A 10,536-nucleotide genomic window follows, 5' to 3' on the forward strand; every position below is an offset into this window, starting at 1 on the left:
TAGGCACCGATAGGTACACCAATGGCTTTTGAGGAACTCCTGGAGGACCCGGTCATACAGAAGTACCTCCACGAACTGGTGGGCCCGAAGGGGATGCCCGTCGCGGCCGCGCCGCCGGACGGCGAGGTGACGGACGAAGAGCTCGCGGAAGAGTTGGGGCTGGAGCTCAACGACGTTCGCCGCGCCCTCTTCATTCTCTACGAGAACGACCTGGCGAGCTATCGACGGCTCCGCGACGAGGACTCGGGGTGGCTTACCTACCTCTGGACCTTCGAGTACGACAAGATCCCCGAGCAACTCGAAGAGGAGATGTACCGCCTGCTGGACGCGCTGGAAGACCGCGAGCAGTACGAACACGACAACGAGTTCTACCTCTGTGAGGTCTGTGGCATCCGCTTCGAGTTCGACGAGGCGATGGACTTCGGGTTCGAGTGTCCCGAGTGTGGCTCGCCGGTCGACGCCATGGAGAACACGGCGCTGGTCCAGGCCATGGAGGAACGCATCGACGCCCTGCGCGACGAACTGAACGTCGAGCAAGAGACTGAAGCCTGATGGTCGTCCTCGCAACGAAGTGTTACGTCGATGGCGACGCACGCGAGCGCGCCCTGGACGGGCTGGGCTCTTTGATCCAGAACGCCGTCGGCGATCTGGACGTGACCTACGAGGTCGGCCTCCGTGACGACGACTTCCCCTCGGTAACCGTCGAGGGCGAGGACGCCGTGGCCGCGCGTAACCTGCTCCGCGAGGAGTGGGGCGCGATCACGACCGACTTCGAGGCCGGCGAGACCTACGTCGGGACCCTCGAAAGCTGGGACGAGGACGGGTTCGTCCTCGACGCCGGGCAGGCGGTCCGGATTCCGGCCGACGAGATCGGCCTCGGACAGGGCTCGCCCGAGCAGATCCGCAAACGGTTCGGACTGGTCCAGCATCTCCCGCTGGAGTTCGTCTGGGACGACTCGCCCCGGCTGTCGGACGACCAGCGCGACGACCTGTACGACTGGACCCGCGGAACCGGGCGAGTCAACGTCAACAGCGCGACCCGGGCAGAGGTGCGGGCCACAGTCAACCGCGCGGGTCACGCCCAAGATATCGTGACCGTCGAGCGGCAGGGCCTGCTCGAACAGTCGGTGATCTGCAAAGAAGGGACCGACCCGCCGGGACTGCTCGCCAGCATCGGCAAACACCTGCCCTCGGAGATTCTCGCCGTCGTCCCATGAATCGCCGCCTCGTCCTCGGCGTCGTCGCGCTCGCCGCCCTCGTCACCCTCGCGGGCTGCTCGTCGATACTGGGGCCGGGGGAACCCGACGCGGAAGCGCTCGGCAAGGACGTGACCTACGACTGGGAGACCGAGGCCAACGCGACGTTCGACATCAACGACACGCGGTACGAGGCCGTCTATCGGGTCGAGAACCGGTCCTATCTCGAACTCTACGACCGGGACGCGCTGGGGACCGAGAGCCCCCTCGAGATCGAGGGCCTGAAGTTCCAGTTCGAGAACGGCACCGTCCGAAATCTCACCGCGGACGACGTGGAGCTGAGTCGCAAGCGCATGAACGTCTCGTTCCCCGGCGAGAACGTCTCCGGAAAAGTGGCGTTCTCCGCGCCCCGGAACGGGAAGAGCTTCGCACTCCCGACCTTCCTCTCGGGGAGTTACGAGGTGACGCTCCCGGAGAGCGCTCGTGTCAGCGTCCCGATCCTCGCGCAGGTCAGCCCCGGTGGGTACGACTCGACACTCCGGAACGACCGCGTGACGCTCACCTGGGACGACGTGGAGCAGCGGTCGCTCTCGATCCGGTGGTACCTGGAGCGTGACCTGTGGATCTTCGGCGGACTGGTGATACTGGCGCTGTTGATCGGCACTGGCGGCACGCTGTATTACCTCCGGCAGATCCGCCAGCTGGAGAACAGACGTGAGGAAGTCGGACTGGACGTGGACACGGGCGACGACCTCGACGACGACGGCCCGCCACCGGGAATGCGGTAGGTCGGCACTCGAAGCGGCCCAAAGCTTGAACCGGGCGGCCGACCTCCCCACTGTGGATGCCGCTGTTAATCGACGTGCGGAAGCTCCGTATCATCAACGTCCTGATGGAGAGCGGCGCGGGCAACGTCGCCGACTCGCTGTCGTCGCTCGCGGGGCTCGACGCATCGGTCGCGGTCAAGAGCCTCTCGATGGTCGAACCGGGCGACATCCCCGACGATCTGGGCGACGAGCGACTGTTCTGTGCTTCGGTGAAGCTGACCGAACCGCCCTACGGCTACTTCGTCATGACCTTCGGGATGGGGACGGCGGTCAACGTCGCCGAACACATGACCGGCCGGGCGGTCGACGGCGAGTTGAACCAGTTCCACGAGAGCGCCCTCCAGGAGATGTGCAACATCTTCACCTCCGGATTCATCGACGGCCTGGCCAACACCCTCGGGCGCTCCATCGAGATGGGGACGCCGGATCTCGAGCACGGGACCGGCCGCGAACTGATGACGGCGAATCTCTCACACATCACCGACGACTCGCTAGCCATCGTCCTGGACTCGCAGGTCGACGTGACCGAACCGCGCCGGGAGTTCCAGATTCGAATCTTCCTCGTCCCCGACCCCGGTGCCTTCGTCAACGTCCTCGATCATCTGGAAGTCGAGGACATCCGGACCGAAGAGCCGGACGTAGCGGGACTGTAGGACTTTTATTCGCGGGTCGCCAACTCGGGGTATGCGCGTCGCGCTGGTCACCGTTGGCGACGAGTTGCTCGCCGGGGATACGGTCAACACGAACGCCGCCTGGCTCGGCGAGCGGCTCACCGAGCGGGGTGCGACCGTCGAGCGAGTGACGGTCGTTCCGGATCGGATCGGGGAGATCGCCCGCGTAGTCAACGAGTACCGCGCCGAGTTCGACGCCGTCGTCGTCACCGGTGGGCTGGGGCCGACCCACGACGACGTGACGATGGACGGGGTCGCCGCGGCGTTCGGCCGTGAGGTAGTACAGAGCGACGAGGCACTCGCCTGGCTCGAGTCGGAGGGGGGCTACGCCCGCGAGGACCTCGCGGACGGTACCGCCGACATCCCGGCGGGCGCGGCGATGCTGCCGAACCGCGAAGGGGTCGCCCCCGGCTGTGTCCTCGAATCGGTGTACGTCCTGCCTGGCGTCCCGGCCGAGATGAAGGCGATGTTCGAGGGGGTCGCGGACCGGTTTTCGGGCGAGCGCCGTCACGTCGAGACCGTCGAGGCCGACGAACCCGAGAGCGCGTTGCTCACCCGCGTCCGGGACGTTCGTGACCGCTTCGACGTGAAGGTGGGGAGCTACCCCGGCGAGACGGTCGAGATCAAACTGGAGAGTACCGACGCGGACGAGGTTCGGGCGGCGGCCGCGTGGCTGGCCGAGCGGGTCGAGACACCGGAAACGGAGTGAGTCAGCGGTAGAGGTACGCGATCCAGGCGGCGGCGAGAAGCACGCTCACCAGCCCGACGAGGGCACCCGCACTGTTGATGACGGCCGTCTGGACGCCCGGCTCCGTTGCGTTCGTGGCGGCGGTCGAGAGTATCGCGTTCATGATCGGTCGTTCCGACCGCTGGGTCTTAAGAATCCCGAAGCGCGAGAAGACGTTTCGTCGAATTGACACCGGCTGCGCGAGACTGCTTCCGTATGCCCGTCTACGGCCGGTCCCCCGCGGAGTCGGACCGCGAAACCCGTCACGACGTGGCCGAACAAGTCGACGCACCTGTCGAGCGGTTCGCGACGACGCTCGCCGACACGGGCGTCCGCGTCCGGAAGTGCGAGCCGCTGGGACTGTGGCAGGAAGCCGTCGCCTACCGCGAGCGCGACGGCACGCTGTACGTGCCGGACCTGCTGGGTGGCGCGCCCGGCTACGCGGTCGGGGACGAACGCGTCGGCGTCGTCCTCTCACACCGGCTCAGACCACCTCGGGGACTCGTGGGCGACCTGGACCCTGAGCGGATCCTGTTCGGCCACGGCGAAGGTGTCTTCGAGGACGCCGAGACGGCGCTGACGGCCACACTGGATGGGGCACGTCGACGGTTTCCGCGAGCAGTGATCGAGGGGTTCGGCCCGAGCCTCCGGTCACTGCTGGCGGCGATGCGGTGACGGACCCGGAGACGACGGCTGGCCTGCCGTCGCCGGGTACCTTTTGACCCTGCCGCGGGTACGTCCGGTAATGCGAACGATCGGGGTCGTCGTCAACCCCATCGCCGGGATGGGGGGTCGCGTCGGGCTGAAAGGGACGGACGGAAAGGTCGACGAGGCGCGCGCACGCGGCGCGGAACCGCGCGCACCGTCCCGCGCCCGGGCGGCCCTGGACCGGATTCACGAACTCGCCCCCGAGACGGAGGTTCTGACCTACGAAGCCCCGCTGGGTGCGGGGGTCGCCCGCGAGGCCGGTTTCGACCCGACCGTCCTCGGCGCGGCCGCGGACGAGGAGACGACGGCGGCCGACACGCGGGCCGCCGTCGCGGACTTCCTGGATCGCGGCGTCGAGCTGGTCCTGTTCGTCGGCGGCGACGGGACCGCTGTCGACGTGGCCGAGACGATCCGGGACCGCGACGCCGACGTGCCGATGCTGGGCGTTCCCGCGGGCGTCAAGGTGTACTCGTCGGTGTTCGGGGTCACGCCCCGCGCCGCCGGGCAGATCGCGGCGACCTTCGAGGACACCGAGCGCGCCGAGGTCAACGACATCGACGAGGACGACTACCGCGAGGGCGAGGTCCACACGGAGTTGCGCGCGGTGGTGCGCGTGCCGGCCGCGGAACAGCGCCAGGCGAGCAAGCAGCTGGGCGGCGGCACCGTCGAGAGCCTCGCGGAGGGTGTCGCCCGGGAAGCCCGCGACGGCGTGACCTACGTCCTCGGCCCCGGCAGCACCGTCGGCGCGGTCAAGGAAGAACTCGGGTTCGAGGGGTCGCCGCTGGGCGTCGACGTGTGGCGGGACGGCGAGGTACTGGTCGACGACGCCAGCGAGCGCGACATTCTCGACGCACTCGGCGAGGAGAACGTCATCGTCGTCTCACCCATCGGCGGCCAGGGGTTCGTCTTCGGCCGCGGGAACCAGCAACTCTCGCCGGCCGTGATCGAGCAGTGTGACCTCGAAGTCGTCGCCTCGAAGTCGAAACTCGACGAAATTGGCACTCTTCGCGTCGATACCGGGGATCCGGACCTCGACGAAACACTCCAGGGCTGGCTCCAGGTCCGGGTCGGCCGGTACGAGCGCCGGCTGATGCAAGTGATTTAGGAACGTGGAATTTCTGCCTGGTCGATCAAGAGGTATTACATTCGTCAGCGGATTAAGTGGTGTATAGATAAGATTAAGGTCGCCGGGGTATGACAAAGGGAGTATGGAAACGCGGAAAGTGCAGCGGCTCGGTCCCTCCACGCTAGCGATGACGTTGCCCGCCGAGTGGGCGTCCGAGCACAACGTCGAGAAAGGCGACGAGGTGTCTCTGCGCATCGGCGGGAAGGGGACGCTCACCGTGATGCCCGAGTCGGTCCAGACCGAGGAATCGGAAGCGATCATCTACACCGAGGACCTGGACGCCGACGCCGTCGAGCGGGCCATCGTGGCCCAGTACGTCCTCGGTCGGCGCATCATCCACGTCGAGGCCGGCGAGGACGGCACCCTCAAATCGGAACACATCAACGCCGTCTACAACGCCGAGACCCAGCTGATGGGGCTGGGCGTCATCGAGGAGACGCCGGAACGGATCGCCATCCGCTGTTCGGTCGACCCCGAGGACTTCACGCTGGACAACCTGCTCGAACGGCTGGAGTCGACGGGCTCGACGATGCGTAACGAGGCCGTCAAGGCGCTGGCTCACGGCAATCCCGACCTCGCCCAGCGGGCCCTGAACCGGGAGCGGCAGGCCAACAAGATCTTCGTCCTCCTCTTGCGACTGATCTTCACCGCCTACCAGAACCCCAACCTCGCGCGGGCGGTCGGCCTGGACAACGGGTTCCCGCTGATCGGCTACCGCTCCATCGCGAAGAACCTCGAACTCACGGCGGACAACGCCGAGGACATCGCCGAGATCGTCCTCGAAACCGAGGGCCACACGCTCAACGTCGAGTCCTCGACGATGCGGCGCATCCGGGAGTTCACCGATCAGGTCAACGAGATCACCGAGATGGCCGTCACCGCCGCAGTCGAGCGCGACTACGACGCCGCCATCGCGGTCAGGGAACTGTACGCCGAGATCGGGAACCGCGAACAGGACATCCTGTCGGACCTCCCGGAGATGGAAAACGAGGAACTGCTCCGGGTCCGGGAGGTGCTGGTCAGCCTCCAGCAGACCGCCCAGTACGCCGTCCGGAACGCCGAAATCGCGACGAACCTGGCGCTCAACGAGGAATCGGTCCATACCGAGATTCAGTAACGCAGCGCACACTGAATCGTCTCGTTTTCGCGGAAAACCGACCGACGGCTAGTCTGCCGTCGCTTCGTCGCCGGTGCCGTCGGCCGTCGTCTTCACCACCGTCAGCGGACTCCGGCGCGTGATCGTACAGTCGAACGCCGGATGTTCCGCGTAGTGGCGCACGAGCATATGCCGGCGCGAGCCGGTGATACCGGACCGACTGACTGCGTCGGCCGTGAACTCCGTCGGCAGGCGCTCGTACAGCCGGCGCACCTGTTCGAAACTCTCGAACACTTTGCTGTTGCCGGCCGAGTCCGCGCCGCGTCTGGAGACGACGTACGCGCCGTCGTCGCGGTACTCGCCTGCGGTGTGCAGGAACTCCCGGCGACTCGTCAGCGCGTCGTCGATCTGCCCCCTGAGCTCGGTCGCCTGTTCGCGGGTCAACTCGTGGGTCACCCCGTCGACCTCGACCCGGATGCGATCCCCCATCGCCGTAACACCCTTCCCGGTGTCGCGATCCTCGTTACCCTCGAAGAACGCGACCAGGAGCGTCAGCACTCCGTGTCATGCAACCACACGTTCCGATCCGCATGATAAAGCACTGTCCGCGGGATGATATGGTGTTTTAAGTTATCCCAGCAGTATACCGTCGTCGCCGTCGTCGGTCGTCGTCACCGAACCGCCGGCATCATCCTCGTTCCCGTCGATGGTCGTCGTGGAATCGCCGTCCGTGGACCCGTCCGTCGAGTTGGACTGACTGCCGTCGTCGTTGGTGTCGGCGCTTTCGCTCGCCGTTCCGTTTTTCGTGCCGAACATATCGGTCTCGATGGTGGTCCGGTAATCGAGGGGGTCGAGCGGGATTCGGAACGAGCCAGTCTCGCCGAGACCGCCGACGGTGTCGTCCGCGGGGTCGACGACGGCGTAGAACTGGATCTTTAGTTCGGTGACCTGGTCGTTCCGCAGGTGGGTCACCCACCAGTCGTCGAGGTTCTGATTTCGGATCGCGACGTCGGCGCGGATCGTCTGGGCGGTCCGCGGGAGGACCGTGGCCACGTCCTGACTGCTGCCCTCGCCGACCTGCACGCCGTTCATCGTGATCGTGTACCCGAGTTCGGAGATAGCGTAGGGGTACTGTTTGGGGTTGTACGCCCGGAACGACATCGCGATGGGCGTGCGTTCCGGCGTCAGTGCGGCCCGGTTCCAGTGGGCGCTGGTCTCGTTGACGAACAGGATCGGATCGGCGGGGAACGAGCGATCGGCCTCGATGGGGCGGGTCGCCGAGGAGTTGAACTGGCCGATCAGGTCGGTCTCGATGGTCCGTTGCTGTGGGAGGCTGATCTGGCGACCCCCGAGCAGGCCGGACCTGACGGTGGCGTCGATCACGACCTCGGTGCGCTCGCGGTTCTCGATGTGGGAGTGCCACCACGGGGGGATGCGGTCGTTTTGCATATAGGTCCGGAACGGCAGCGTCGAGTTGCCGGACTCGATCGAGAGGCCCGCTTTCTGTCCGGTGGCCATAGACACGTCGTTCATCTGCACGGTGTAGTTGACCGTCGTGTCCGACAGCGAGACCCCGACGGGGTTGGGGTTGGTGACGACCATATCGGTCTCGATGACCGTTTTGGAGTCGTTGACGGTGCCAAATCGGTTCTCGACGGTCGCGACGGCGGGAACGCCGATCACGCCAAGCAAGAGCGCAAGGACGACCAGTACGACCAGCCCGCCGGCGATAGACCCGGCTATGCGGGACTTGCTCCCGAACAATGCCGACTGAACCCGTTCGATGTCCATTGGCGGGGTGTGATACAACGGATCAGATATGTCTTGCGGCCGACAGCGGTGTCCTGCCGACGAGCCACGGCGCAGACGGCAGTAGCGCGGTTCGAACAAACTAAGTACGCGCTACTGGTAGCCCGGACAATGGCAGAAACCGGACTGCAGTCGGACAAGGCGATCGGCCTCGGACTGCTCTTTGGGGCGCTCGGCGTCGCCGGAGCAGTCGTGATGTACGTGGCGGCCGCTGAGCAGTTGCTCGCCGGCTGGGGCTTTGCCCTCGCGGTCGTCTTCGGATCGCTCGCCGTCGCGGCGATTCACGTCTTCTCGTAGGCAGGCGTTTCGCTAAAACGAGAGCTTAAAGGCCTGGACCGCCTACGTCTGGCATGGCCGATTTCAGCGAAGAGGAACAGCGTATCCTGGAGCACCTCCGTGACCAGGTCGGCGGGGACGAAGCCTACGTCCGGGCCAAAAACATCGCCGAGCAGATCGGACTGTCGGCGAAACAGGTCGGTGCGCGCCTCCCGCGACTGGCCGAGAAGTCCGACGACGTTGACATCGAGAAGTGGGGTCGGGCGCGCTCGACGACCTGGCGTGTCACTCGAAGTTGAGCCTCGAAGGAAGTCGGACTCTTTTTTGACCGCCGGCCCGAAGATAGGTTATGACCGTCCGGGTCGAGCGGACGTTCGAGTTGCCCGCCGAACGGGACCGCGTATGGTCGTTCATCGCAGACCCGGAGAAACGGGCCCGTCCGATCAGCGTCGTCGACGACTTCGAGAAGACGGGTGAGCACACCGCAACGTGGTACGTCAAACTCCCGATCCCCGTCATCGACAGACGCGTCGCCATCGAGACCGAGGAGACCGAGTTCGACCCGCCGCGCTACGTCGAGTTCGTCGGTCGCTCGAAGGTGATGCGCGTCGTCGGCGAACACGAACTCCACGAGACAGACGGGGGCACCCGCGTCGAGAACCGCTTCACCGTCGACGGGAAACTCCCCGGCGTCGAGCGCTACTTCAAACGCAACATGGACGAACAACTCGGGAACATCGAGGCCGCCATCCGCGAGGACCTGGGGATCGAGGCGTGAAGGTCGCGCTGGCCCAGCTCGCCATCGAGCCCGGCGACGTGCGCGGCAACGTCGACCGCGCAGTCGCGGCCGTCGAGCGGGCCGCCGACTCGGGCGCGGACCTCGTGGCCCTCCCCGAGATGTTCTCGGTCGGGTACTTCGCGTTCGATCTGTACGCTCGGACCGCGGAACCGGTCGGCGGCGAGACCCACCAGCGACTCGCCGCGGCCGCGCGCGAGCACGGCGTCGCGGTGCTGGCCGGCACCGTGGTCGAGGACCTCGGCGAGACGGCCGCACAGACCGACCTCGCAGTACCGAGCGAGACGGGACTGGCCAACACCGCCGTCTTCTTCGACCGGGACGGACAGCGCCGCGCGATCTACCGGAAACACCATCTCTTCGGCTACGATTCGGCCGAGTCGGACCTGCTGATTCCCGGCGAGCGCGCGCCGGTCGTCGACTTCGAGGGGTTCGGCGTCGGGATCACGACCTGTTACGACCTGCGCTTCCCCGAACTGTATCGCGATCTCGTCGACGACGGGGCGACGCTCGTGCTCGTCCCGAGCGCCTGGCCGTACCCGCGGGTCGAACACTGGACACTCCTACCACGTGCGCGGGCCGTCGAGAACCTCGCGTACGTGGCGACGATCAACGGAAGCGGGACGTTCGACGACGCAGACGCGGACCTGCTCGGGCGCTCGACCGTCTACGACCCGTGGGGCACCGTGCTCGCGAGTTCCGACGACGACCCCACGCTGGTGACGGCCGACCTCGAACCCGACAAAGTCGCGTCGGTCCGCGAGGAGTTCCCCGCGCTTGCCGACCGCCGGGACCGGTGATCGGCGGTGTTTAGTTTAGAGTGAAGAGTGAGGCGGACGAATTTGTTGGTGCTCTATGCCAGAAATTGCCCGCCTCAGTGGGAATAACGGCTGGCTGGAGTTAGATTTTGTGGAGCGTGAACGGACACCGCGTCGGCTGATGAAGCTCGGTATTCGACTGCATCTCGCGGGACTCTCGCTTTCGAATACCGTCTCGGAGCTTGAGAAGTTCGGTGTCCAACGCAGTCGCAAAGCCGTGCATGATTGGATTCAGAAAGCCGATCTACAGCCCACCAGCGGTGCCTGCCCGAATCACGTTGCGCTCGACGAGACCGTGATTCGGATCAACGACGAACAGTTCTGGCTGTACACCGCCGTCGAGCCGGAAACAAACAGAATCCTCCATTCACGGCTGCTACCGGCCCGAACAACCGCCCTGACAGAACGGTTCTTGCGCGAACTGAAGCAAAAACACGACGTGGCTGAGTCGCTCTTTTTGGTCGATGGCGCGCCATGGCTCCAAAC

General features: G+C 65.9%; 16 protein-coding genes. 13 read left to right on the forward strand and 3 right to left on the reverse strand.

The features are described 5' to 3' along the window. Nucleotides 1-21 precede the first annotated feature (21 nt). The 5 genes from tfe to BMX17_RS12540 are packed head-to-tail and all read left to right on the forward strand — an operon-like array spanning nucleotide 22 to nucleotide 3,403. Nucleotides 22-552, forward strand: coding sequence for a transcription factor E (gene tfe, locus BMX17_RS12520; RefSeq protein WP_092660526.1), 531 nt, complete (start codon nucleotides 22-24; stop codon nucleotides 550-552). Beyond that, nucleotides 552-1,217 carry a DUF2110 family protein gene (locus BMX17_RS12525; RefSeq protein WP_092660528.1) on the forward strand — a complete coding sequence of 222 codons (666 nt, stop codon included), beginning with the start codon at nucleotides 552-554 and terminating at the stop codon, nucleotides 1,215-1,217. Before tfe ends, BMX17_RS12525 begins: the two co-directional genes overlap by 1 nt. Continuing rightward, nucleotides 1,214-1,984 (forward strand): DUF5803 family protein, encoded by a 771-nt coding sequence (locus tag BMX17_RS12530; RefSeq protein ID WP_092660530.1) that lies wholly within the window; start codon nucleotides 1,214-1,216, stop codon nucleotides 1,982-1,984. Before BMX17_RS12525 ends, BMX17_RS12530 begins: the two co-directional genes overlap by 4 nt. Before the next feature lie 56 nt (nucleotides 1,985-2,040). Beyond that, complete coding sequence (locus BMX17_RS12535) at nucleotides 2,041-2,676, forward strand: chemotaxis protein CheC (RefSeq protein WP_092660532.1); 636 nt, start codon at nucleotides 2,041-2,043, stop codon at nucleotides 2,674-2,676. Between the two features lie 31 nt (nucleotides 2,677-2,707). Continuing rightward, nucleotides 2,708-3,403 (forward strand): competence/damage-inducible protein A, encoded by a 696-nt coding sequence (locus BMX17_RS12540; RefSeq protein WP_092660534.1) that lies wholly within the window; start codon nucleotides 2,708-2,710, stop codon nucleotides 3,401-3,403. Nucleotide 3,404: 1 nt separating this feature from the next. On the opposite strand, the gene BMX17_RS26125 is transcribed toward BMX17_RS12540, so the two are convergent. Then, nucleotides 3,405-3,545, reverse strand: a complete 141-nt coding sequence (locus tag BMX17_RS26125) for a hypothetical protein (protein WP_170845407.1) — start codon at nucleotides 3,543-3,545, stop codon at nucleotides 3,405-3,407. Between the two features lie 92 nt (nucleotides 3,546-3,637). Here BMX17_RS26125 and BMX17_RS12545 point away from each other — a divergent pair, with 92 nt between their 5' ends. From BMX17_RS12545 to BMX17_RS12555, 3 genes are all read left to right on the forward strand, one after another. Beyond that, a complete protein-coding gene (locus BMX17_RS12545) occupies nucleotides 3,638-4,096 on the forward strand; it encodes a hypothetical protein (protein WP_092660536.1) in 459 nt (152 codons plus the stop codon). A gap of 70 nt (nucleotides 4,097-4,166) precedes the next feature. Continuing rightward, on the forward strand, nucleotides 4,167-5,234 hold the full coding sequence (locus tag BMX17_RS12550; protein WP_092660538.1) for an ATP-NAD kinase family protein: 1,068 nt from the start codon (nucleotides 4,167-4,169) through the stop codon (nucleotides 5,232-5,234). Between the two features lie 103 nt (nucleotides 5,235-5,337). Then, nucleotides 5,338-6,372: a phosphate signaling complex PhoU family protein gene (locus BMX17_RS12555; RefSeq protein ID WP_092660540.1), complete on the forward strand. Its 1,035-nt coding sequence runs from the start codon at nucleotides 5,338-5,340 to the stop codon at nucleotides 6,370-6,372. 48 nt (nucleotides 6,373-6,420) lie between these two features. Here the strand turns inward: BMX17_RS12555 and BMX17_RS12560 are convergent, their stop codons facing one another. Further along, nucleotides 6,421-6,840, reverse strand: a complete 420-nt coding sequence (locus tag BMX17_RS12560; protein WP_170845408.1) for a DUF7528 family protein — start codon at nucleotides 6,838-6,840, stop codon at nucleotides 6,421-6,423. Between the two features lie 141 nt (nucleotides 6,841-6,981). Continuing rightward, nucleotides 6,982-8,142, reverse strand: a complete 1,161-nt coding sequence (locus tag BMX17_RS12565) for an LEA/WHy family protein (protein ID WP_092660542.1) — start codon at nucleotides 8,140-8,142, stop codon at nucleotides 6,982-6,984. 129 nt (nucleotides 8,143-8,271) lie between these two features. Between BMX17_RS12565 and BMX17_RS12570 the strand changes: the two genes are divergently transcribed. From BMX17_RS12570 to BMX17_RS12590, 5 genes are all read left to right on the forward strand, one after another. Next, complete coding sequence (locus BMX17_RS12570; protein WP_092660544.1) at nucleotides 8,272-8,457, forward strand: DUF7525 family protein; 186 nt, start codon at nucleotides 8,272-8,274, stop codon at nucleotides 8,455-8,457. A gap of 53 nt (nucleotides 8,458-8,510) precedes the next feature. Then, on the forward strand, nucleotides 8,511-8,735 hold the full coding sequence (locus BMX17_RS12575; RefSeq protein WP_092660546.1) for a DUF7123 family protein: 225 nt from the start codon (nucleotides 8,511-8,513) through the stop codon (nucleotides 8,733-8,735). A 50-nt stretch (nucleotides 8,736-8,785) separates the two neighbouring features. Further along, complete coding sequence (locus tag BMX17_RS12580) at nucleotides 8,786-9,214, forward strand: SRPBCC family protein (protein WP_092660548.1); 429 nt, start codon at nucleotides 8,786-8,788, stop codon at nucleotides 9,212-9,214. Further along, nucleotides 9,211-10,032 (forward strand): carbon-nitrogen family hydrolase, encoded by an 822-nt coding sequence (locus BMX17_RS12585; RefSeq protein ID WP_092660550.1) that lies wholly within the window; start codon nucleotides 9,211-9,213, stop codon nucleotides 10,030-10,032. Before BMX17_RS12580 ends, BMX17_RS12585 begins: the two co-directional genes overlap by 4 nt. A 55-nt stretch (nucleotides 10,033-10,087) precedes the next feature. Next, nucleotides 10,088-10,536: IS6 family transposase (locus BMX17_RS12590; RefSeq protein ID WP_092660564.1), on the forward strand; the 449-nt coding region annotated here is incomplete at its 3' end.

This window comes from Halorientalis persicus (assembly GCF_900110215.1).
GTDB lineage: Archaea > Halobacteriota > Halobacteria > Halobacteriales > Haloarculaceae > Halorientalis > Halorientalis persica.